The organism is Clostridiaceae bacterium, assembly GCA_012840395.1.
GTDB lineage: Bacteria > Bacillota > Clostridia > Acetivibrionales > DULL01 > DULL01.
The window spans coordinates 86,548-110,562 of record DULL01000110.1 but is presented as its reverse complement, the minus strand read 5'-3'; the positions used below and the strand labels follow the sequence as shown (position 1 = coordinate 110,562).

Genomic DNA, 24,015 nt, shown 5'->3' with positions numbered 1-24,015 from the left:
TAATTTTTCCTATTATTACTCAATTGAAACAAGTATAAACTTTCCCCTGAAAACTTCATTCTGCTTCTCAGTTATTTTAACCCATACAATATGGCTTTTTTCTCTAACCCTGCGTACTTCTGCTTTTGCAATAAGCTTGCTCCCTGCATAAACCGGTGTTTTATACTTAATATTTGCCACTCCCACCAGGGCTACATTAGCGTCTATTACAGCTATCGCCAGTGACTCTGCAAATGAATATATGTAATTACCTCTTACTATTTTACTTCTCTCAAAAACCATGTTTTCGTTTGTTTCAAGCATGGCTATTCCACTTTTACCTAGAACAATATCCAATAATTCCCCAATAATTTCTTTGCTTTGCAGGGACTTTACCTTACTATAGTTCTTCTCTGCAACACTTTTAATCCTCTCTCTTAGTTCGGGTATTCCAAGTTCAAGTCTGTCCAGCCTTATAGTTGGAACACTGACAGAGAAAAAGTGCGCCAGCTCCTCATCTGTCAAAAAAGGATCCTCTTTAATCTTTTGTGGGAGCAATCTTTGTCTATCTTTTTTTGTGTACGAAGACTTGCTCATAGCCTTACTCCTGATTATTTCCCGATCATTTATTACCAGCTACTAATTGCTGATAATAAAAGTATATATTAAACCGTCAAACTATGCAATAGTTTATTTACTTTTTGGAAAAATTATTTCCAGGTATTCCATTATAAATACCATATAAATAAATACAAAATGCACTCACAATATAATTAAATAAAGATGAGTGCACAAGAAATAATATAACTAAAATTAATCACAATTATACGATTTTACAGCATTCGAAAATAGTCACATATGATCCTCTAATCCGATAACCTTTAAATTTTTTGAAAAATAATCATACCCAGAATATATTGTTATAATAACTGCGATAAACATAAAATATTTATCAAATCTGAAATCAGTAATCAAACTAAGAGGATAGTTCTGAAGCAGGGAAGCCACAATTGCTATTATCTGGGTTACAGTTTTAATTTTCCCGAACTTGCTGGCAGCTATTACTATACCTTCACCTGCAGCTATCAGCCTGAGACCTGTAACCATAAGTTCCCTGCCTATTATTATCATAGCAGACCAACCTGATATATTGCCTCTTTGAAGAAGAGCTATTAAAGCCGCTGTAACCAATAATTTATCTGCAACAGGATCAAGAAACTTCCCGAACTTTGTTACAAGTTTTCTTTTTCTTGCTATATAACCATCTACCCCATCAGTGCTTGAAGCTATTATAAATATTACAGCAGCAATATAATTGCCAAAATTCATAATAAAATTATTCAAATAAATCAACTGCGGCTTTATAAATTCCAGCCAGCTACTTTGTAACACCCAGTCAGGAAATGGGATTACGAACAACATAAAAATCGGAACAATAAATATTCTTGATAATGTAATTCTATTTGGTAAATTCATTTGTAACCTCTCCTATTACATCGTAGTCTTCTGTGTTAACTATTTTTATATTTACAAACTCACCTATATTCAAGGGTTCACTGCTAGTGAAATAAGCCAGTCCGTCTATTTCAGGCGCTTCAAATGGAGTCCTTCCATAATAAAAGATTCCGTCATCGGCTACACCTTCTACTATGGTTCTATATTCTTTTCCAAGCCGCTTTTTATTCTTTTCCCTTGAAATTTTCTTCTGCAATGCCATTATCTTATTATACCTGCTGTTTTTAGTTTTTTCATCAACCTGGAAATCTAATTTGTCTGCAGGGGTGCCCTCTTCTCTTGAATAGGTGAATACTCCCAACCTATCAAATTTATACTCCTTAACAAAATTATACAGTTCCATAAAGTCCGTGTCATTTTCTCCGGGAAAACCAACCATTAAGGTCGTTCTCAAAACAACGTCAGGAATTCTGTTTCTTATTTTTTCAATCAGAGCCTTTATCTCTGCTGCGCTACCTTTTCTCCCCATCATCTTAAGAATTTTATCACTGATATGCTGTATTGGTATATCAAAGTAATTGCATACTTTTGTATTTCTTATCACTTCATCTATCAGCGCATCATCTACATCTTCCGGGTAGCAGTACAGAAATCTTATCCACTCAATCCCGTTAATTTTTTCTAATTCTTTTAAAAGGTCAACCAGCTTCTTCTGACCATATATATCAATCCCATATTTAGATGTATCCTGAGCAATAAGGACTAATTCCTTAACACCTTTTTGTGCTAAATCTTCAGCTTCCCTTAAAATACTCTCCATACTCCTGCTTCTATAGGGACCTCTGAGCTTCGGGATAATACAATAAGTACAGCAATTATCGCATCCTTCAGCAATTTTAAGATAGGCATATCCATTATTTGTAGAAATAATTCTTTTATTTTCCAGATAATCAAGCTCTGTGGAAATACCGTATATTACAGGCTTGTCCCCCTGATAAAGCCTGTTTACCACTTGGGCTATATCCCCATAATTCCCGGTTCCGATAACTGCATCTACCTCTGGAATTTCTTTTCTTATCTCATTTCTGTATCTCTCAGCAAGACACCCGGCAACTATCAGGAACCTGCATTTCCCTTTCTTTAGCTCAGCCATTTCAAGAATAGTGTTAATTGATTCTTCTTTTGCAGAATCTATAAAACCACAGGTATTAATAATAATCATGTCAGCATCATTTTTGTCATTTGTTACTTCAAAACCCTGTTCACTGAGTATCCCCAGCATTATTTCACTGTCAACAAGATTCTTTGAACATCCCAGTGATACAAGGCCAATCTTCTTAGCCAAAATTAACCTCTCCATTCCTTGATATTAAAATGCATAAACTTATCTGCTCAAGTTAATTATCAGCTTTCAAACAAGAGCTGTCAACTATTATTCTTTTACAATATCACTTTGAGAAAACAGCTGCTCAAGAAATATATTGCAATACAATAAAAATAATTCTATAATATAATTTATAATAATTATTACCAGATAATAATATCAAATAATAAATGCATATGATAAATATAAATATTTTATAAGAGGAGTGTGTTCTATGGAATATTTCTTAACTGAAGAACAGCAGATGATAAAAGAACTGGCTAAAAGGATAGCAGACGAAAAAATAGCACCTCTGGCAATTGAGTATGATGAAGCTGGTACATTTCCCCACGACATAGTAAAAATCCTCGCAGATTCAGATCTCTGTGGTGTGTACATACCTGAAGAATACGGTGGTTTAGGTGGCGGTATTCTGGAAATGGCCCTTGTAGTAGAAGAACTTAGCAGGGCTTGTGGAGGTATTTCCCTTGCTTTTGCAGGAACGGGCCTGGGAACATTTCCTATTATATTATTTGGAAATGAGGAACAAAAGCAAAAATATCTTCCTGATATTGCATCTGGTGAAAAATTAGCAGCTTTTGGTCTGACAGAAGCAAATGCCGGAAGTGATGCAGCTGGAATAGAGACTACAGCAGTTCTTGACGGAGACCATTATGTTCTTAACGGCACCAAGCAGTGGATTACAAACGGCGGAGAAGCTGATGTTTATACAATCATTGCATGTACTGACAGATCAAAAGGTGCCCGTGGTTTTTCTGCCTTTATAGTTGAAAAGGGGACTCCGGGTTTTTCCTTTGGTAAAAAAGAAAATAAAATGGGAATAAGGGCATCAAGTACAAGAGAATTAATATTTGATAATTGCAGAATACCAAAAGAAAACCTTCTTACCCGTGAAGGAATGGGCTTTATAGTAGCCATGAAAACCCTGGACAGAACAAGGCCAGGCGTCGCAGCGCAGGCATTGGGAATAGCACAGGGTGCTTTTGATGAGGCTCTTAAATATTCCAAAGAAAGAGTGCAATTTGGTCAGCCCATATCCTCTTTCCAGGCAATACAGCATATGCTGGCTGATATGGCTATACAGATAGAAGCTGCAAGATGCCTTTTATACCAGACTTGCAGGCACATTGACAGCGGAGCAAAAAATATATCTAAGGAATCAGCCATGGTTAAAGTATTTGCATCTGATACTGCCATGAAAGTAACAACTGATGCAGTTCAAATACTTGGTGGTTATGGATATATGAAGGAATATCCGGTTGAAAAGAGAATGAGAGATGCAAAAATAACCCAGATTTATGAGGGTACAAACCAGATTCAGAGGAATATCATAGCTCTGGAGCTAATAAAGGAGTTAAGCAGTAAGAAATAAACCCGGGAAGAGGTGTATGTATTGAACATAATAGTATGCATTAAGCAGGTGCCAGGTACAAATGAGGTCAAATACAATAAAGAAACCAATACTATTATACGTGAAGGAATAGAATCTATTATCAATCCTTTTGATACCCATGCTGTGGAAGAAGCCTTAAGAATCAGAGAAAAATGCGGAGGCAAGGTGACAGTGTTAAGTATGGGTATTCCAAGTGTAGCAAGCCTCCTGAAAGATACAATCGCTCTGGGTGCTGATGAAGCTGTTTTATTAAGTGACAGGGCTTTTGCAGGAGCAGATACCTTAGCTACAGCTTATACCCTGTCACTTGGAATTAAAAAAATAGGCAGTTTTGATCTGATTATTTGTGGAAAACAGGCCACTGACGGAGATACAGCCCAGGTTGGTCCAAGTCTCGCAGAAAAACTTGGAATTCCACATACAACATATGTCAGAAAAATCGAAGAAATCAATGAGAATTACATAAAGTGTCAAAGGCTTACAGATGATGGTTATGAAACAATAGAAATGCCTCTGCCGGCATTAATAACTGTTGTAAAGGAAATAAATACTCCGAGACTGCCCTCACTAAAAGGTATGATGAGAGCGAAAAAAGCCATAATCCCCGTATGGACTGCTGATGAAATAAATGCAGATAAGGATTTATGCGGCTTAAAAGGTTCTCCCACTCAGGTAGTGGAAACATTTATACCTGTACATGAAGTAAAAAGCATAATATTTGAAGGGACACCTGAAGAACAGGCAAAAAGCCTTGCGAAAGAACTGCTGTCCATGAGATTAAAAAATGTTGACTAGGGGGTGTTCATATGGCTAATATAAGAATTATTGTTGAAAAATGTATCGGGTGTAAACTTTGTGTTAAAGCATGTCCTTTCGGAGCAATTCAAATAATTGAAAAAAAAGCTGTAATACAGGATAATTGTACGCTTTGCGGTATATGCGCAACCTCATGCAAATTTAACGCAATAGATATTGAAAAGGATGAAGTTAAAAAAGAAGATATATCAGATTACAGGGGAGTTTGGGTATTCGCAGAGCAAAAAGAAAGTGTTCCTCTGAATGTAGTTTATGAATTACTTGGAGAAGGAAGAAAGCTTGCTGAAAAACTGAATGTAAATCTTACTGCCCTGCTATTTGGTAATAATGTCCAAAGTCAAGCCGGTAACTTAATCGCCAGAGGCGCAGATGAAGTTATATTAGTTGACAATCCTGTTCTTGATAAATATAACGATGAAGTTTATGCTGATATATTTGTACAATTAGTAAAGAAATATAAACCGGAAATTGTATTAATAGGGGCTACAACTTACGGGCGTTCTCTTGCCCCCAGAGTAGCTTCCAGGTTAAATACAGGATTAACGGCAGATTGTACCGGATTGGAAATTGATACAGAAAAGAGAATTCTTCTGCAAACCAGGCCTGCTTTTGGAGGCAATTTAATGGCTACTATTATATGCCCCAACCACAGGCCTCAAATGGCAACTGTAAGGCCAAAAGTAATGAAACCTCTTGAGGCAGACCCATTAAGAAGCGGAAAAATTACAATTCCTGATGTAACCATACCTACGGATACAAAAGTTAAAGTTATTGAAACCGTAAATACTTTTACCGAGACTGTTAATCTTACAGAAGCAGATATTGTTGTTTCCGGAGGCAGAGGTCTTTGTGATCCTAAAAACTTTGCACTTGTAGAAGAGTTGGCAAAAGTTCTCGGGGGAGCTGTAGGCGCATCAAGAGCTGCTGTAGACGCAGGCTGGATAGAATATAGCCATCAGGTAGGACAAACAGGAAAAACAGTTTGCCCCAAGGTTTATATCGCCTGTGGAATTTCTGGTGCAGTGCAGCATCTGGCAGGCATGTCCTCATCGGACATTATCATAGCAATAAACAAAAATCCTGATGCACCAATTTTCAAGGTAGCCACTTACGGAATAGTGGGAGATGTCCTTGAAATACTGCCTATCCTTATAAAAGAGTTAAAATCAAGGCTTTAAGGTATATAATGAGGAATGTCCCCATACTCACCTTTTCATGATTATGTAAATATAATAATAGTAAACTAGTGATAAAAGGTGATAGATATGTCTTTTTCCAGCAGAGAATTATTTGCCCGCTTATTAAAATGTGAGGCTGATGGTGAAGGTGTGGACGGTATGAAAGCTGTCGCTACAGTAGTAATGAATAGAGTTCATGTGGCATATGGAGAGTATTTAAGAGAATGTCAGGGAGATTTACGCAAGGTAATTGAACAGCCTTACCAGTTCACCTGTATGTTGTCCCAGGTTTATGGACAGATAAATCCTCAAACAGTTTGGGCAACACCTCCGGAAAGTATTCACTATGAAATAGTTGATTGGGCACTTGCAGGTAATAAACATCCTGGTGTTGCTGAGTGTCTGTGGTATATGAATCCATTTAGCCCGACATGTCCATCTATCTTCCCTTATAACGGAACAGGCTCTTTATTTAATAGAATAGGCCAGCACTGTTTTTACATGCCAACCCCTCTCTATGCTGAAACATAAAATATATTTTGCACCCTATATAAATAGGGTGCTATTTCTTTATATTTAAAGTTTATAAAGACTATAAAATTTCAGTTACATTATTTCATTTTATTCAAAACTTCATTTATCAGCTCAGTATTAAAGCCTCTGTAGACCAAAAATGAAAAGGCTCTTTTATATATTTTTGGATCGTTCAGGTCATATTTACCAAACTTTCTTTTAATAAGACTCTCAATAATATCCTGCTCATTCATTTTAAAGTCCGACAATACTTCTTCTATATCTTCTGTTGATATCCCTCTTTTCTGCAATTCAAATCTTAAAAGCCTTTTTGATTTTGGCTTTAATTTCATTCTGTCATATACATATTTCTGCGCATATAATTTATCATTAATATAACCTAAGGATTTTAAATCTTCTATCACCTTATCTATTGTACTCTGTTCATATCCGTCAGTTTTTAACTTATTTCTTACTTCACTTTCGCATCTTAACATTAAAGAAACATATCTGATAGCAGCAGACCTTGCAGAATTATAAAGGATATCGTTCCTTATTAACTCCAGTTCTTCTTGGGTTACTTCCTTTTTTTCATATAGGTTAAGCTTGAAATAATCTTCTTCACGGATTGAAAAAGAACGCTCTCCATCTATATAAATTAAATATTTATCTTTTTTCTTGCCAATCCTTTCAATCCGAGTGATTTTCATAATTCAACACCCTACTATTTGTCCTAAAAATCTGTATTTTCTCCATCAAAATTTATATATTCATCTTCAATTATTCCATTAGACCCCATACTCTGATTATCAGCAGTATTAGGCAAATTCTGACCTAAGATTTCTCTAATTTTCATTTCTATCTCATTAGCAATATTCGGGTTATCCCTGAGGAACTGTTTTACATTTTCTCTTCCCTGTCCTAATCTTTGACCATTATATGAGAACCAGGCACCACTTTTGTTAATTATATCATAATCTACACCAACATCTAAAATGTTGCCTTCTTTAGAAATACCTTGTCCATAAATAATGTCGAATTCAGCTTCTTTAAATGGAGGAGCAACCTTATTTTTTACAACTTTTACCTTGGTTCTGTTTCCGATCATTTCACTACCCTGCTTAAGAGTTTCAACTCTCCTTACATCAAGCCTAACACTGGCATAAAATTTTAATGCTCTGCCACCAGGTGTTGTTTCCGGATTTCCAAACATAACACCTACTTTTTCTCTAAGTTGGTTAATAAAAACCGCTGTTGTTTTAGACTTGCTTATTACACCTGCAAGCTTTCTTAAAGCCTGGGACATTAACCTGGCTTGTAAACCTACATGAGGATCTCCCATTTCCCCATCAATTTCAGCTTTTGGAACCAATGCTGCTACCGAGTCTACCACAATAATATCAATGGCTCCACTTCTTACAAGTGCTTCTGCAATTTCCAGAGCCTGTTCTCCTGTATCAGGCTGTGATACAATCAGATTCTCTATATCTACTCCCAGATTCCGTGCATAGACAGGATCAAGGGCATGCTCTGCATCAATAAATGCAGCCTCTCCACCAGCTTTCTGAGCTTCAGCTATCATGTGGAGCGCAACTGTTGTTTTACCAGAGGACTCAGGTCCAAATATTTCAACAATTCTTCCTCTGGGAACACCACCAACACCCAATGCTATATCAAGAGCCAGCGAACCTGTTGGAATCACTTCAACATTCATATGGGCATTTTCACCCAGTTTCATTACAGAACCTTTCCCAAATTGCCGTTCTATTTGACTTAGAGCCATTTCCAACGCTTTCTTTTTTTCCATCATAAATAGTATATCCTCCCTAATACATTACTTGCCGAACACTTGTTCTATAGATTAATTATATCTAACATAGCAATAATTGTCAACTAATAATTTGTATAATTTTACATTTTTATGTTGTATTTACATAATTATGCAAATTATTGTTTTGCACCAAGAATATTAATGTTTCTGATTTTGTTAATTATTGTCCTATAAACATTAATAGCTTCTTCAACTTTTAATAATATAGTTGCCAGGAAATATACCAAGCCACCAATTCCTACTTCAATTATTAGTGAAAATAGCTGCAATAACTTATGACTTAGATTAATGCCATAAATGTTAATACTTTTTCCAATTATATTATCTGCTACTAAAAGGATAATACCCATTATTGTTGAACACAAGAATATTTTTGTTATAAAATGCAAAAAGTTAGATAGATTTAATCTCTTTGCCTTTTTATCTAGTATTATTAGGAGAGCCAATGCATTCACTGTGGCCGACAAGGAATAAGCCAAGGCCATGCCTGCTACTCCAATATCAGTATAGTTTATAAATAATGTGCTTAAGATTACATTTATCATAATTGTACAGGTACCTAAATAAAGTGGGGTTTTTGTATCATTTATTGCATAAAAACATCTGTTTAAAATAGTAGTCATAGACTGAAAAACAAGTGCTATTGTAAAAAAAGTGAGTATATTACCTGTTAGCGAAACATCAGCTTCACTGACATTTTCTGAAAATCTGAAGATAGTTCTAACAATAGGCTTATTTAGCACCAGTATGCCGACAGCTGAAGGAATTGACAAAAACAATACTGTTTTTAATCCTTTCATTAATGTACTTTTATATTCAGATACTTCACCCCTGGCATACTCAGCAGATAAGGTGGGAAGAATTGCCACACCCATCCCCTGGGCAATTATGCCGAGAGGCATCTGCCATGTCCTGTCTGCCATACGCAGAGCCGTTACGCTGCCTTCATCAAAAAAGGTTGCAAATCTTGAAGATATTATTAAATTAATTTGTGCCACTGAAGAGGACAGCATGGAAGGAATGGCAAGGGAAAATAATCTCCTGAATCCTGAATGCTTTAATAATATAACAGGCCGGTAATTTCTTAAATTTTTAATAGCAAATAGCATCTGGAAGAGGAAATATGCCAGTGCGCTTAGCATTACACCTACTACAACTTTTTCGACACCATAATTGTCCTCAATATCATTATTACTTAGAAAATATATACTGGCAGCACTTAGCAGGTTATATACCGATGGCCCAAAAGCTGCCGCGGCAAACCTGTTATAAGAGTTCAATACACCGTTGCAAAGACCGGCAAGCATAAGAAAGGCAACAGAGGGAAAAAGGGTTCTTGTCAGCTTTACAACAAGTTCCATCTGATTAGATTCTATGCTCCAATTATAACCTGAAGAAACCAGTTTTATTAACTGAGGTGTAAATACTATACCAGCCAGACAGGCAAGAACTGAAGCAATAAAAATAACATTGATAAAAGTATTTACAGCCCTCCATCCTTCTTCTTCCTCATTTCTCCCCAAATATCCTGAAAGAATGGGAATTAATGCAGCTGATACCGCGCCTCCTATCAGGAGGCTGTACATAAGATCCGGTACCAGAAATGCAATATTATACATGTCCCCTATTTCGCTTACTCCAAACTTGGTAGGAATAAGCATTTCTCTGATAAACCCTGTTATACGGCTGACAACTACTGAAGACATTACAATTGCAGCAGCCGAAGAAAGACTTTTCTTTTGCAACTTACTCAATTTTTATCTCCTATCTATAAACACAGTATTAATTGTAAACATCATATTTATCTACATCATCAATGATTTACGTAAAACATCAATAATCTCTAATATTAATAAATTCTAGAGTAATTAATTTTGCTTTAACAGATTTAATACATATCTGCGCACCATGTCCAAAGCATGAAGAGAAGTAATATTCCGTATTTTTCTTCTTTCTCCTGAAAGCCGTATTTCTTTTACCTGTGTATTTTTTCCGTCTGAAAGGCCTATATACACAAGGCCAACAGGTTTTTCGGGAGTTCCGCCGTCAGGACCTGCAATTCCTGTAATTGAAAGGCCCAGATGAGTATTATGAATTTTTCTTATATTCTCTGCCATTTCAGTTGCGGTTTCCTTACTTACGGCACCATATTTTTCAATAGTTTCCTGTTTAACCTGAAGATTTTTTATTTTTGCTTCATTACTGTAGACAATCATACCTCCGAAATAAACAGATGAAATTCCCGGAATATCGGTGAGTTTGCCTGATACTATACCTCCGGTGCATGATTCAGCAATAGATATTGAAATATTATTGTCCATTAATAGTTTCGCCACTATGTTTTCCATGTTTTCATTCTCAGTGCTGTATATGTAATCTCCAAGCCTTGATTGAATATTGTTTATCACCGGTTCAATAATATCTACATCGTCACCGTTTCTATCATATTTTGCAGTAATCCGTAAAGTAACTTCGCCTTCTTTTGCATACGGGGCTATGGTAGGATTTGTCTGCCTGGAAACCAGATCTGAAATACGATCTTCCATGTCAGATTCACCAATGCCAAATATCCTTATGTATTTTGATTTAAGGTAACTACTGGACTTATCCATGAAATACTTCATTACAATATCATCAAACATTGGTTTCATTTCTGATGGAGGACCAGGAAGCAATACTATTATTTTATCTTTATGTTCTATGATACAACCTGGAGCCGTTCCGTTTTTATTCTTTACCACTATACAGCCTTCAGGAAGAAGGGCCTGCTTTATGTTATTAGGTGCCATAGTTCTGTTCAACCTTTGAAAGTAGGATTTCATTTCCTCTAAAATGTCTTCATGAAGCACTAATTTTAAACCAAGCTTTTCAGATACTGTTTCTTTTGTAATATCATCCTGAGTTGGCCCTAAACCGCCTGTTATTATAACCACGTCCGATCTTTCCAAAGCAATATCCAGCGATTTCATCAAACGGTTTCTGTTATCTCCAACAACAGTGTGAAAGTAAACATTTATTCCTGCTTCAGGAAGTCTTCCGGTTATGTACTGTGCATTTGTATTTGCTATTTGTCCCATTAGCAGTTCTGTACCTACAGCTAATATCTCTGCATTCATGTAATGCATCTCCCTATTATAGAATAATCCCACTTTTTTACTATCTTTTTATTATATCAATTATATATTTCCTTAATCAATAATTTCAGATATTATTCTGTGATTAACCTGTTATGATGTCATTACGTTATTTCTTCCAATAATAAAGCATAATAAAGCAAAGAAAAATCCTGAAGGAATAAGCTATTCGTCTATTCCCCCAGGTTCTTTATAATTTTAACCAGGCATCAAGAAGTCTCTCGCTTCTATAAGCTGGAGCTGGATTGATGCAAAATATAATAACAACCTTCTTCAGTGGGGGACTGCAAGACCCCCACTGAATCCCCGAGCAAAGCGAGTTTGTTACAAGTATTATAAATCGTAAACGAAATTAGCAGGCAAAACTTTAATATCATTCTTTGTTAAAATATCAACAACAGATTCAGGGTTTTCAACCCTTAGAATAACCATAGCTTCATTGGTACATTTCCCGACAAAAGCGTACATATACTCAATTCCAATATTGTGTGAAGCAATTACTTCCAAAGCTTTTGCCAATCCTCCGGGTTCATCAGGAACAGCTATTGCAATAACACTGGTACTGCTAACAGCATACCCGTTGGCAGTTAAAATTTCTTCTGCCTTTTCAGGATCATTGACAATGATTCTTAGAATACCAAAATCAGTGGTGTCGGCAATGGAGAGTGCGCTTATGTCTATATTGTTGTCACCTAGTATCTTAGTAACTTCTGCTAATCTCCCTGACTTATTTTCAAGGAATATAGAAATCTGTTTTACTAACATAGTTTTCCCCCCTCCATATATTTAGACATTTATTTTTCTTTTATCAATAATCCTTTTGGCCTTACCTTCAGATCTTTCAATTGACTTTGGCTCAACCAGTCTGACTTTGCAGCTGATTCCCAATGTACTTTCAATTTCATGTCTTATCTTTTTCTCAAAATCTTCAATACTTCTTACCTTATCTGAGAACAATTTGTTGGTCATTTCAACCTGGACTTCCAAAGTATCCATTGTACCAACTCTGTCAACTATAATCTGATAGTGTGGAGCCGTTTCCCCAAATTCAAGCAATACACTTTCTATTTGAGTGGGGAAAACATTTACTCCTCTTATTATAAGCATATCATCTGTTCTTCCGGTTACTTTCCCCATTCTTACACTAGTTCTGCCACAGGCACATTTTTCATAAGTCAAATAGGATATATCCCGGGTTCTGTATCTTACTAACGGCAATCCTTCCTTGGTTATTGTTGTGAATACAAGCTCTCCTTTTGAACCGGGAGGAAGTACCTCTTCAGTATTTGGATCAATTATTTCAGGTATAAAATGATCCTCTTGTACATGAAGTCCACATTTTTCCGAACATTCACTGGCAACTCCAGGACCTATTATTTCACTTAATCCATAGATATCGATAGCCATGAGGCCAAGGCGTTCCTCAATCTCATTCCTCATATTCTCAGACCAGGGTTCAGCACCAAATACTCCGGATTTTAAATTAATTTCTTCTTTCTTAATACCCATTTCTTCCATAACTTCAGCAATATATAATGCATAAGAAGGTGTACAAGCAAGTACTGTTGTACCAAAGTCCTTCATAATCTGGATTTGTCTTTTCGTATTACCTCCGGATATGGGAATGACTGATGCTCCAATTCTTTCAGCCCCATAATGTACTCCTAAACCACCAGTAAACAGGCCATAACCATAGGCAACCTGAATAAAGGAATCTTTTCCCGCACCTGCGCTTACAAGAGTCCTTGCCATTACTTCCGCCCATATATCCAGGTCTCTTCTGGTATATCCTACAACTGTCTGTTTTCCTGTTGTACCCGATGAAGCATGAATTCTTATTATTTCACTAAGTGGTACCGCAAACAAGCCATAAGGATACGTATCCCTCAGATCCTGTTTGTATGAAAAAGGTAATTTCTTTAAGTCTTCAATAGTTTTAATATCTCCAGGTTCAATTCCCAACTGCTGCATTTTATTCCTGTAAAAAGGTACATTATGATAGACTCTCTTTATCGTATTTATAAGTCTTTCGTTCTGGACTCTGGTCATTTCATCCCGCGACATGCACTCGTACGTGGGGTTCCAGCAATTCATAAATCCGACCTCCCTAAAAATATATTGTATATATCATATGAAGCCTATACACCTCTCCACAGAGATGGCTTTTAGGGATTACGGGTACTCCCGCCCCACACAAAAGCAAAAACAGGCTAGAAGACTAATTATTTTGTATAATTGTATTTTATTATTGTTGTAAAGAATAGCCCAATTCGAAAGCTTTCATGTTAACATCCAAGAATCTTTCAGGAACAACTTCCTTTAAGGATTCCAACCAGATATCTTTACTAATGTCAGTTTTGCTAGCAAGCAATCCCAATAAAACAACATTTACAGCTTTAATATTTCCACTTTGTCTGGCCAGTTCCAGAGCATCAATGGATACAGTTGACTCATGGAGTTCTTTAATCTTGCCAATAATATTTTCCGGATATTTGGCTTTGCCTATTATTACCGGCATAGGACTAATCATTTGGTCATTTATTATCATTTTACCATTTGGTTTAAGATAATCAAGCCATCTTAATGCTTCCAACTGTTCAAAAGCAATTATTATATCCGCTTCACCCTTTTCAACAAGGGGTGAGTATATCTTTTCACCAAACTTCACATGAGTTACAACGCTACCGCCTCTCTGAGACATTCCATGAACCTCTGAAAGCTTTACATCATAAGACTTCTTGAGAGCGACATTGCCAAGCAACCTGCTCGCTAAAAGCGTTCCCTGGCCTCCAACTCCTACTATCAGAATATTTAGGCTATTCACAAATATCACCTGCTTTCTCAAAAGAGTGGAACTTACATACTTTTGTGCACAGTTCACAACCTACGCACAAAGCCTGATTTACTTCTAAATATGAACCTTTCTCTACTATCGCAGGACATCCTATTCTCATGCAGGCTCTACACTTTTTACACTTTTCAGTATTTATTCTTAAAGGCTTACCATATTTTACATGTTTCAACAATGCACAAGGTCTTTGAAAAATTATGACCGATGCTTCATCACTTTTTATCTCTTCTTTAATAGCTTTTTCAGTTTCGTGCAGATCAAAGGGATCAACAACTCTTACTCTTTCCACTCCTATTGCATTACAAAGCTTTACAAGGTCTACCTGCTTTGTAGGTTCACCCTTTATAGTGAATCCGGTTGCAGGGTTATGTTGGTGCCCTGTCATACCAGTAATAGAATTATCCAGAATCAGCACGGTAGAATTACCTTTATTATAGACAATATCAATTAATCCTGTTATACCTGAATGAATAAAGGTTGAATCTCCAATAACAGCAACAGTCTTTTTATTTAATTCTTTTCCTCTGGCTTTTTCCATTCCATGGACAATTCCAACACTTGCTCCCATGCAAACGCAGGTGTCAATTGCCTCGTTGGGAGGAAGCGCTCCAAGAGTATAACACCCTATGTCTCCGCTTACTGTCAGCTTAAGTTTATTAAGCACATAAAAAACCCCTCTGTGAGGACATCCTGGGCATAGAACAGGCGGCCTGCCAGGAACCTGCACATCAATGGAATATCCTTCAGGAGCTTTCGTGCCAAGAAGTTTTTCTCTTATTAAGTTGGCGCTCAGTTCCCCTAAAACAGGAAGTTTGTCTTTACCTGTTACTTTTATACCTAGTTTTTTTACATGGTTTTCTATAAATGGCTCTAACTCTTCTATAACGTATACATTTTCGACTTGTTCACAAAATCTGGTTATCAGATTATCAGGAAGGGGGTATACCATGCCCAGTTTCAAGAATGATGCCTCTCCAAATGCTTCCTTGGCATATTGATATGATATGCCGCTTGTGATAATACCGATATCTTTTCTACCCCACTCAATAACATTTAAATTTGTAATGTCTGAATAGCTCCTTAATGCAGCCATTCTTTTTTCAACTTCAACATGCCTCATCCTTGCCATAGCCGGCATCATGACATATTTGCCTGCATCCTTTTTGTAGTCTTTCAATTTATATTCAATTTTTTCTCCTAATTCTACAACACTCTGGGAATGTGCAATCCTTGTTGTAAGCCTTAATATAACCGGCGTATCAAATTTTTCACTTATCTCAAAAGCTCTTTTTACAAAATCTAAACACTCCTGACTATCAGAAGGCTCAAGCATAGGAACCTTGGAAGATAAGGCATAGAACCTACTGTCCTGCTCATTCTGAGAACTATGCATCCCTGGGTCGTCGGCAACTGCAATAACCAGTCCTCCGTTTACTCCTGTGTAGGATACAGTGAAAAGTGGATCAGCAGCTACATTTAACCCAACATGTTTCATTGAACAAATTGCTCTTGCGCCACTAATAGCTGCTCCTATTGCAACTTCAAGGGCAACTTTTTCATTAGGTGACCATTCAGAATATATCTCATCATATTTAGCAATATTTTCAGTTATCTCTGTACTAGGTGTACCAGGATAAGCTGTAGCTACTGTAACGCCAGCTTCATAAGCCCCCCTTGCCACAGCTTCGTTGCCCAGCATAAGTTTCCTCACTAATTTTTCCCCCATTCTATTTGTCTTTTAAGTATTCTTTTTTATTTTAAACATAATAATCATACTTGTAAATCCAAAAAAACCTAAAGAACTATTTTGCATTAACAATACTAATTGGGAAACATCTTATCCGTTAATGAAATAACGGATAAAACGTTTCCCTGCAAACTTATTCCTGCTTATTTATTTATATCTTTTACTCAATAGCAATTACTGTAAAAAACTATTTAATTTAAGATATCCAACTATTTTATTGAAATATCTATATATAAATTTATGCTTTAATATTCATCTATTTATTACAATACTATATACTATGCGCCAATTTTTGATAGCGAATCACCATATGCTTTTTCTTCGTATTTTTCTTCCTGCCTGGCAGTTAATAAACTAACTATAGGCACAACTACAATTGATGCAGCCATTGAAACTGCGCCAATATTGGGAGCAAGGCTTGCATTCATTCCAAATAATATAGCACCTCCCAAAGAGCATACCAGGCCTGTAATTATGCCAGACCAGGCACCAGCTTTTGTAGTTTTCTTCCAGTATAGTCCGTAGATAAAAGGTGCAAGAAAAGATCCGGCTACCGTTCCCCATGAAAAAGACATCAATGTCAGAATAGCATTTGGAGTAACTGCCACCAGGAATGAGGCAAGCACAAATACCGCACAACAAACTTTCATAAGAATCATTACTAAATTATTGCTTATTTGCTTAAATAAGCTTCCCTTAATAAGGTCAAGCACTATTGCAGAGCTTGATACCAAAACTAAAGATGACAAGGTGGACATGGATGCAGATAAAACCAGCAGCATAATTATACCCATCAATGCTTCTGGAAGGGCTATTCCCAACATCTGTGGTATTACCATATCAGCATTTGGCATGCCGTTTGAACCTACAGGTAAAGTGTTGTTAAGGAAGAGTCTACCAAAAGCTCCTGTAAAATAGGCTGTTCCACCAATCAGTGCTGCAAATAAAGTAGATATGATGGTTGCTTTCTTTATGGCATCTTCATTCCTTATAGCATAGAATTTGTGAACCATCTGAGGAAGTCCCCATGTTCCGAGACTTGTTAAAACTATAAGTCCAAGCAGGTTTGCAGGTTGTGTACTAAAAACACTGACAAGGCCAGGTCCATCACCGGGAATTGACGAAAGTTTTTCAATACCTCCTGCCAGTCCTCCTACCATGGGGTGAGATATTATATAATACAACATTAATATAACACCCACAATCATGATAATTCCCTGTACAAAATCGTTTAATGCAGTAGCAACGTAGCCTCCCAACAATAAATAAACAGCAGTTATTAGTGCCATTGCAGCCATGCAATACACAAAGGGTATTCCAAAAATACTTTCAAAAAGGTATCCAAGTCCCTGGTAAACTGATGCTGAATAGGGTACAAGGAAAATAAAAATGATCAGGGCTGTAACTATTTTAATAGCTTTGCTTTCGTATCTCTTTTCAAAAAATTCAGGCATTGTGGAAGCATTTAACTCGTGGGTCATTTTGCGGGTTTTCTTGGCAAGTATTAACCAGGCCAGCAAACTACCGATTATTGCATTTCCAATTCCTATCCAGGTAGCTGAGATTCCGAATCCCCACCCAATCCTTCCTGCATAACCTATGAATATAACTGCAGAAAAATAAGTGGTTCCATACGCAAAAGCAGATATCCATGGACCCATGTTGCGGCCACCCAGATAAAAATCATTAATATTATTAATCTTTTTTCTGCTGTAAAGTCCGATAGCCACCATTATGGCTACAAAAATACTAACAATAAGGAATTTAACTGACATGTTCTACCATCCTTCCATTCTTCAAATTCTGATTTTAAACTTGTTTAATTAGTTTGTTAACTGCTTTGCTACCTTGCTACATGCTACATACTATTTTAGTATAATATGAAAATTTAATTATTTCAACTGTTATTTTCCAAAACTTCAATTCGTAATTTGAACAACAACCATTTCCCCATGCTATACTTTAGCCAGAATCGGATCCAGGTACTGCTTCACTTCTGTGCTGCATGACGCATACAACTGAATAAACTCCAGGAAGCCGAAGATGGTATACTCTCCGAAAAATCTTGAACCACAGCTTCTATCCCGGTTACAAGAATGGCTTTACTTTTGTTGGTAACTTTACTGTTAATTTTTTTATAATCTTCAAGAGTAGTTGAGTCATTAATTTGTAACATAATCCATTTACCCATTTTCATGTAATCACCAGCTTTATTATAAAGCTCAGCCGTTGCAGGACTCAGATCCGGTAAAATTGACTGCATTAGCGAGTCGAGCTTATAACTGATTATGATTATAACTGAAAAGGCATTTTTTTCAGGGTACAGAGTACCAAATGACTGACCATTTTTCTGAAATTTTACATTCCACCAAGGTTTTGCTGCACAGGCACTATAGGACAATTTAGGTTTTGCATTATAAGCAGATTCCATATATTTTATTAGTGACAGCCATAACTCTTTCATATCACCTCCAATATAATCAGCAATTTCATCTATTTACGGTTGTTTAAATGATGGGAATATTTCTTTCCATTGCATAATTTAGTTCATCTCTCAAAAACATTTTACAGTTTTCCCTAACGTTTATGTCAATAACTATTTTAATTTTTCTTCAATTTTATGCTAATTATTAGTAAAGTTGTATTACTACTATGCAAATTTGCTCTTATACAGCAAAATGAATTACATGTTTCTGATTTCATTTCAGCCAATAATATGAGGCAACTCAGTAAATACTGCTTCCAAAGGGCAATTTGATGTAAAAAGATTACCTTAACACATTGACCAACTCTTTTTCCAGTTTGTTCAGTTTTTCAATCAATTGTTGAACTTCCTGGTCATCTGTTTCTTTTTTCAAATCCTCCGTGAGAATACTAGCAACCTCATCAAATTCATCCTTTAATTTATCAAGCATTGTAAGTACTTCAAGCCTCTTGAATGAATAAACTACCCGGGAATTTTCTGAAGTAACTATGCTGCTGATAGGTGTTTTTTCGGGTGTAATCTTATATGTCTCACCTAAAGAAGGAATTACTGTATCAATTTTAAGTTCGTTTTTAATAATTTCCGCGAATTCTTCTATTTGTTGGTTTTCCCCGTGTACAATAAAAATCTTCCGGGGTTTTTTACTAAATGCTTTAATCCAGCTAAGAAGGCCTTCTTTATCAGCATGTCCTGAAAAACCCTCCAGCATTTCAATGTGTGCGTTAACAGAAATTTCTTCTCCGAATATTTTTACTTTTTTTGCTCCGTCAAGCAATTTTCTTCCTAACGTTCCTTCAGCCTGATAACCAACAAATATTATTGAAGATTCCTGCCTCCACAAATTATGTTTAAGATGATGCTTTATCCGGCCTGCTTCACACATACCACTAGCAGAGATAATGATTTTACTTTCAGTATTATTGTTAAGTTTTTTAGATTCTTCCGCTGTTCTCGTGAATCTCAAAGTTGGAAAATCCAGCGGATTATCCCCGCTTTCTATATAACTTCTTGCCTCTTCATCATAGCAGTCCAGATTATTTCTGAAAACCTCTGTAGCGGATATTGCCAGGGGACTATCCACAAATACGGGCAAATTCATAATCTTCTGATATTTCGGGTCATTTTTTCCAAGCTGCTTGTTTAATTCATAAATAATCTCCTGGGTTCTGCCTACAGCAAAAGAAGGTATAACAATATTTCCTCCTCTTTTAACTGTATTCAGGATTATTTCTGCAAACTTATCAGCTTTCTCACTTTTACCCATATGCAGCCTGTTCCCATATGTAGATTCAATAATAAGATAATCAGCGTCTTCGATTATTTCAGGATCTCTAAGTATAGGCATTCCTTTGTTTCCCAAATCACCAGAAAACACCAGCTTTGTAATTCTATCGTTTTCCTCAGCCCACAACTCTATTATTGCTGAACCAAGCATATGACCTGCATCATTAAATCTCACTTTAATGTTTTTATTTATCTGCACCAATTCACCATAAGATACACTTCGGAACAATTCCATACAGTTTATAGCATCCTGATGGGTATACAGAGGTTTAACAGGTGGTTTTCCGGCTCTTAATCTCTTTCTGTTGAGCCATTCATTTTCAAACTCCTGAATATATCCTGAGTCTGGAAGCATTATTCTACACAGTTCACAAGTTGCTTTTGTTGCTATTACTTCACCTTTAAAACCCTCAAGAAAAATTTTGGGTATTCTTCCGCTATGGTCTATATGAGCATGTGTAAGCAGTATAAAATCCAGTTTTGATGGATCAAATGGAAATGGGTCTTCATTTAAGTTACCATCTTTATAACCCTGGAAAAAGCCACAATCAACTAAAAATTTATTATCCTTGGTTTCTATATAAAAACATGAGCCGGTAACGGTTCTTGCAGCTCCCAAAAATGTGATTTTCATGGGACCCCCTCCTTAATTACCCAGAAGCAAGGGGACGGTTCTCCTGCTTCCGGTGGCAGAAGCAAGGGGACGGTTCTCCCGCTTCCGGGAATGTTTATTCTTTGTTACAAAGTGCTTTTACCAGCAGTTTTACAGCATATTCAAGATCTTTAAGGCTTACCATTTCCACAGGAGTATGTATATATCTGCAAGGTATGGAAATTGCCCCGGAAGGAACTCCTCCAACAGATACATGTATAGAGCCTATATCAGTTCCCCCGCCGCTTAAAACCTCAAGCTGGTATGGAATATTTATTTCTTTTGCACATTCTTCAAGAAGCTTCCTAACCTTAGGATGGGATATAACTGAGCTGTCCTTAACTTTGATTGCCGGCCCTGATCCACATTTTACTTCCATTACCGGACTTTCCGGCGTATCACCAGTAGCGGTTACATCAATTGCAATAGCCATATCAGGTTTCAATTGGTAAGCGGCTGTCTTAGCGCCTCTTAAGCCTACTTCCTCCTGGCTTGTAAATACATAATATATTTCATTCTCTGTTTCGGGCATATTCTTTATTGCCTCAATAACAACCGCACAACCACTTCTGTTATCCAAGCTTTTGGAAATCACCATGTCATCTGCTTGTATAGTTTCCCCGACAAAACATGCTGTATCTCCTATTCTAATTTTTTTATCAGCTTCTTCCTTGTTTCCTGCACCGATATCAATATACATATTAGATAATTTTAGCTTCTTTATATCTTCTAATTTCTTTTCATAATATACAGAGCCAACTACTCCGTTAGAAAATCTCACCTTCTGGGCTAATAAAGTATAAGGCCATAGTCCGCCCACGTTGGAAAACCTTATAAAACCTTTATCGTCAATATGAGTTGCAATAACTCCAATTTCATCCATATGGGCAGCTACCATTATTTTTTTGCCCCTTCCTTTTTTTACGGCAATGAGATTCCCCATAACATCTGTTCTTACTTCATCAACTAAATCCTTAATTTCATCCTCTATAACTTTTCTTATCTGAGTTTCGTTGCCTGAAACACCAAAAGCGTCAACCAGCCTTTTCAACAAATCCAACATATCTTTACCCTCCATTTTTTGTATCGTTCAATCAAGATACTCCTTCATCTGTTTGTCCTTTGGAAGCACGAGAACCGTCCCCTTGCTTCCATCGAAGCACGAGAACCGTCCCCTTGCTTCGCCCTTGCTTCTGCATTACTTCAGTCCCGGACAGTCCTTGATTTGTTTAAGAAATAATTTCATTATATTAAGGCAGCTAAAAAGGTCATTCTTGTTTATCAGGGAAACAGGTGAATGTATATATCTGCAAGGAATGGAAATAGTGGCAACTTTTACACCTTCTCGTGTACGTTGTATAGGTCCTGCATCATTTCCTCCAGATACAGTCTTTTTTAGCTGGACTTTAATGTTGTTTTTTATTGCAATATTATAAATAAAATCTACTAGATTCCGGTCATATAAAGTGGTTTTATCCATTAAGCTAATGGCGGCTCCTTCTCCGTAAATAGTTGAATAATCATATTCTTCAACATCAGAAACATCGGAGCAGGTAGTTGATTCTATAATGACTGCGATATCCGGGTTAACTGCATAAGCTGCTACCTCTGCGCCTCTTAAGCCTACTTCTTCCTGTACGGTAAAGCAGCCATATAAATCAAAATCATAAGTATTTTTCAGCAATTCCATAATTACTGCACAACCAGCCCTGTCATCCAAAGCCTTGGCTTTAATACTATCCCCTTCCAGTTCTGAATACTGTGTATTAAACACTATATATTCTCCTAGAGGAGCAAGTGCTTCTGCTTCATCTTTCTTATCACAGCCTATATCTATATACATTTTTTCCAGTTTAACATTAGATTCAAACTCATCATCATTTTGCATATGGATAGCTTTTGAGCCAATAACTCCCGGAATTTTTTTATCACCTAAAAGAACTCTTTTGCCTGGGAGAATCCTGTCATCAATCCCCCCGACTTTTTTAAACTTTATATATCCTGCATCGGTATATCCTGATACCAAAAAGCCAACTTCATCCATATGTGCTGCCAGCATCACCTTTAATTTTGAAGAACGGCCTTTCTTGTATGCAATCAGGTTACCAATGGAATCAACCGTAATATTGTCAACATACTGCCTTATTTTTTCTTTAATATAAGCTCTGACATTGTCTTCGCTGCCTGACACACCTGCTAACTCAGTTAGATTTTTGATATGTACTAAAACATCTTCTATAGACACAAAACCGCCTCCATTTCTTTTTCCGCAGATAAAATAAATCTGGCCACAAGCTTTCCGGTATTCCTTATATCATCCAAATGGGCGGTTTCTACCGCTGTATGCATATATCTTACAGGTATTGAAACAAGAACTACAGGTATTCCGTTCCGGGAAACCTGTATACCCCATGCTTCTGTTCCTGAGTCCCCGGATAATACTTCTGTGTTATAAGGAATGTTTTCAGCTTTGGCAGTATCAATAAGCTTCTTTGTAGCTTTTTTGTGCATATTTGGTCCCACTGCAATTACAGGACCTTTCCCAAGTGCGAAGGAATTATCCTTTGAAGTGTCGGGAGTTTCCCCATGAGTTGCATCTATTACAATAGCCAAATGAGGTTCAATATTATATGCTGCAGATACTGCTCCTGCCATGCTGAACTCCTCCTGAGTGGTAGTAATAAAGTAAATATCTGAATCATGTTTCATAGAAACTATCTCTTTCATTGCTTCCAGAAGTGCGGCAACCCCGCAACGGTTATCCAGAGTCTTTGAGCTGATTTTATTTTTTTCTAGCAAAAGAGGACTAGTATAAAAAGTTACCATATCTCCTACAGATACATATTCCTTTACTTTATCAGCCTTTAATCCAGTATCAATGCATAAATCTTTCATTTTAACGGCTTTTTTTCTTTCCTCAGAATTTAACAGATGAGGCGGTTTTGCTCCTATAACACCGTATACTTCTTTTTTACCATGTATAATTACTTCCTGCCCAAGAAGAATTTTGGGATCAACCCCGTTTAATCCTGAAATTTTAATAAACCCTTTGTCATCTATGCTTGTTACGATCAAAGCAACTTCATCTATATGAGCTGTAACCATTATCTTTTTATTGTTGTTACCTTTACCTTTTATTAGACCTGTTACGTTATAAAACTTATCAACTTCAACAATGTGGCAGTATTTCTGAAAAATATCTTTAATAAACAGTGTCATTTCTTCTTCATAGCCTGTAACAGCATTACGTTGTGTCAATTCTTTCAACAAATCCACCTGTTCCACAGAATCCCTCCATTCTTTAAACTGATAA

At 36.6% G+C, this 24,015-nt stretch carries 21 protein-coding genes; 4 read left to right on the top strand and 17 right to left on the bottom strand.

Translation table 11 applies throughout. The features are described from left to right. Window positions 1-15: 15 nt before the first annotated feature. From fapR to rimO, 3 genes are all read right to left on the bottom strand, one after another. Complete coding sequence (fapR, locus tag GXX20_12405) at window positions 16-576, bottom strand: transcription factor FapR (protein ID HHW32448.1); 561 nt, start codon at window positions 574-576, stop codon at window positions 16-18. A gap of 255 nt (window positions 577-831) precedes the next feature. Next, a complete protein-coding gene (pgsA, locus tag GXX20_12400) occupies window positions 832-1,455 on the bottom strand; it encodes a CDP-diacylglycerol--glycerol-3-phosphate 3-phosphatidyltransferase (protein ID HHW32447.1) in 624 nt (207 codons plus the stop codon). Next, a complete protein-coding gene (gene rimO, locus GXX20_12395) occupies window positions 1,439-2,779 on the bottom strand; it encodes a 30S ribosomal protein S12 methylthiotransferase RimO (protein ID HHW32446.1) in 1,341 nt (446 codons plus the stop codon). Before rimO ends, pgsA begins: the two co-directional genes overlap by 17 nt. A gap of 253 nt (window positions 2,780-3,032) precedes the next feature. Here rimO and GXX20_12390 point away from each other — a divergent pair, with 253 nt between their 5' ends. The 4 genes from GXX20_12390 (at window position 3,033) to GXX20_12375 (ending at window position 6,736) form a co-directional block, all read left to right on the top strand. Then, a complete protein-coding gene (locus GXX20_12390; GenBank protein ID HHW32445.1) occupies window positions 3,033-4,190 on the top strand; it encodes an acyl-CoA dehydrogenase in 1,158 nt (385 codons plus the stop codon). 21 nt (window positions 4,191-4,211) lie between these two features. Further along, complete coding sequence (locus GXX20_12385; GenBank protein HHW32444.1) at window positions 4,212-5,006, top strand: electron transfer flavoprotein subunit beta/FixA family protein; 795 nt, start codon at window positions 4,212-4,214, stop codon at window positions 5,004-5,006. A gap of 11 nt (window positions 5,007-5,017) precedes the next feature. Beyond that, window positions 5,018-6,205: an electron transfer flavoprotein subunit alpha gene (locus tag GXX20_12380; protein ID HHW32443.1), complete on the top strand. Its 1,188-nt coding sequence runs from the start codon at window positions 5,018-5,020 to the stop codon at window positions 6,203-6,205. A gap of 87 nt (window positions 6,206-6,292) precedes the next feature. After that, window positions 6,293-6,736, top strand: coding sequence for a cell wall hydrolase (locus GXX20_12375; protein HHW32442.1), 444 nt, complete (start codon window positions 6,293-6,295; stop codon window positions 6,734-6,736). An 80-nt stretch (window positions 6,737-6,816) separates the two neighbouring features. On the opposite strand, the gene GXX20_12370 is transcribed toward GXX20_12375, so the two are convergent. The 14 genes from GXX20_12370 to GXX20_12305 form a co-directional block, all read right to left on the bottom strand. Then, entirely contained in the window at window positions 6,817-7,428 is a 612-nt protein-coding gene (locus GXX20_12370; protein HHW32441.1) for a regulatory protein RecX, read from the bottom strand. A gap of 23 nt (window positions 7,429-7,451) precedes the next feature. After that, a complete protein-coding gene (gene recA, locus GXX20_12365; protein HHW32440.1) occupies window positions 7,452-8,528 on the bottom strand; it encodes a recombinase RecA in 1,077 nt (358 codons plus the stop codon). A gap of 137 nt (window positions 8,529-8,665) precedes the next feature. Next, window positions 8,666-10,303: a murein biosynthesis integral membrane protein MurJ gene (murJ, locus tag GXX20_12360; GenBank protein HHW32439.1), complete on the bottom strand. Its 1,638-nt coding sequence runs from the start codon at window positions 10,301-10,303 to the stop codon at window positions 8,666-8,668. Window positions 10,304-10,417: 114 nt separating this feature from the next. Next, window positions 10,418-11,665: a competence/damage-inducible protein A gene (locus GXX20_12355; protein HHW32438.1), complete on the bottom strand. Its 1,248-nt coding sequence runs from the start codon at window positions 11,663-11,665 to the stop codon at window positions 10,418-10,420. Between the two features lie 351 nt (window positions 11,666-12,016). Then, window positions 12,017-12,448, bottom strand: coding sequence for an ACT domain-containing protein (locus GXX20_12350; protein HHW32437.1), 432 nt, complete (start codon window positions 12,446-12,448; stop codon window positions 12,017-12,019). A gap of 21 nt (window positions 12,449-12,469) precedes the next feature. Then, window positions 12,470-13,777 (bottom strand): phenylacetate--CoA ligase, encoded by a 1,308-nt coding sequence (locus GXX20_12345; GenBank protein ID HHW32436.1) that lies wholly within the window; start codon window positions 13,775-13,777, stop codon window positions 12,470-12,472. A gap of 151 nt (window positions 13,778-13,928) precedes the next feature. Then, window positions 13,929-14,507 carry an indolepyruvate oxidoreductase subunit beta gene (locus tag GXX20_12340; GenBank protein HHW32435.1) on the bottom strand — a complete coding sequence of 193 codons (579 nt, stop codon included), beginning with the start codon at window positions 14,505-14,507 and terminating at the stop codon, window positions 13,929-13,931. Next, the gene (gene iorA / locus GXX20_12335) at window positions 14,500-16,245 is read right to left on the bottom strand and encodes an indolepyruvate ferredoxin oxidoreductase subunit alpha (GenBank protein ID HHW32434.1); all 1,746 of its coding nucleotides are present in this window, start codon (window positions 16,243-16,245) and stop codon (window positions 14,500-14,502) included. Before iorA ends, GXX20_12340 begins: the two co-directional genes overlap by 8 nt. Before the next feature lie 314 nt (window positions 16,246-16,559). After that, a complete protein-coding gene (locus GXX20_12330; GenBank protein HHW32433.1) occupies window positions 16,560-18,056 on the bottom strand; it encodes a sodium/solute symporter in 1,497 nt (498 codons plus the stop codon). Window positions 18,057-18,271: 215 nt separating this feature from the next. Beyond that, entirely contained in the window at window positions 18,272-18,745 is a 474-nt protein-coding gene (locus GXX20_12325; GenBank protein HHW32432.1) for a DUF3788 family protein, read from the bottom strand. A 304-nt stretch (window positions 18,746-19,049) separates the two neighbouring features. After that, window positions 19,050-20,684, bottom strand: a complete 1,635-nt coding sequence (locus GXX20_12320; GenBank protein ID HHW32431.1) for an MBL fold metallo-hydrolase — start codon at window positions 20,682-20,684, stop codon at window positions 19,050-19,052. Between the two features lie 94 nt (window positions 20,685-20,778). Continuing rightward, the gene (locus GXX20_12315; protein ID HHW32430.1) at window positions 20,779-21,765 is read right to left on the bottom strand and encodes a M42 family metallopeptidase; all 987 of its coding nucleotides are present in this window, start codon (window positions 21,763-21,765) and stop codon (window positions 20,779-20,781) included. Between the two features lie 135 nt (window positions 21,766-21,900). Continuing rightward, window positions 21,901-22,941: a M42 family metallopeptidase gene (locus GXX20_12310; protein ID HHW32429.1), complete on the bottom strand. Its 1,041-nt coding sequence runs from the start codon at window positions 22,939-22,941 to the stop codon at window positions 21,901-21,903. Beyond that, a complete protein-coding gene (locus tag GXX20_12305; GenBank protein HHW32428.1) occupies window positions 22,938-23,987 on the bottom strand; it encodes a M42 family metallopeptidase in 1,050 nt (349 codons plus the stop codon). Before GXX20_12305 ends, GXX20_12310 begins: the two co-directional genes overlap by 4 nt. Between the last annotated feature and the right edge of the window lie 28 nt (window positions 23,988-24,015).

Coding starts and splice junctions, on each gene's coding strand:
- GXX20_12375 (HHW32442.1), top strand. CDS start 6,293: ATGTCTTTTTCCAGCAGAGAATTATTTGCCCGCTTATTAAAATGTGAG.
- GXX20_12320 (HHW32431.1), bottom strand. CDS start 20,684: ATGAAAATCACATTTTTGGGAGCTGCAAGAACCGTTACCGGCTCATGT.
- GXX20_12390 (HHW32445.1), top strand. CDS start 3,033: ATGGAATATTTCTTAACTGAAGAACAGCAGATGATAAAAGAACTGGCT.
- GXX20_12355 (HHW32438.1), bottom strand. CDS start 11,665: ATGAATGCAGAGATATTAGCTGTAGGTACAGAACTGCTAATGGGACAA.
- GXX20_12315 (HHW32430.1), bottom strand. CDS start 21,765: ATGTTGGATTTGTTGAAAAGGCTGGTTGACGCTTTTGGTGTTTCAGGC.
- GXX20_12350 (HHW32437.1), bottom strand. CDS start 12,448: ATGTTAGTAAAACAGATTTCTATATTCCTTGAAAATAAGTCAGGGAGA.
- GXX20_12330 (HHW32433.1), bottom strand. CDS start 18,056: ATGTCAGTTAAATTCCTTATTGTTAGTATTTTTGTAGCCATAATGGTG.
- recA (HHW32440.1), bottom strand. CDS start 8,528: ATGATGGAAAAAAAGAAAGCGTTGGAAATGGCTCTAAGTCAAATAGAA.
- fapR (HHW32448.1), bottom strand. CDS start 576: ATGAGCAAGTCTTCGTACACAAAAAAAGATAGACAAAGATTGCTCCCA.
- GXX20_12345 (HHW32436.1), bottom strand. CDS start 13,777: ATGAATTGCTGGAACCCCACGTACGAGTGCATGTCGCGGGATGAAATG.
- GXX20_12370 (HHW32441.1), bottom strand. CDS start 7,428: ATGAAAATCACTCGGATTGAAAGGATTGGCAAGAAAAAAGATAAATAT.
- GXX20_12325 (HHW32432.1), bottom strand. CDS start 18,745: ATGAAAGAGTTATGGCTGTCACTAATAAAATATATGGAATCTGCTTAT.
- GXX20_12380 (HHW32443.1), top strand. CDS start 5,018: ATGGCTAATATAAGAATTATTGTTGAAAAATGTATCGGGTGTAAACTT.
- pgsA (HHW32447.1), bottom strand. CDS start 1,455: ATGAATTTACCAAATAGAATTACATTATCAAGAATATTTATTGTTCCG.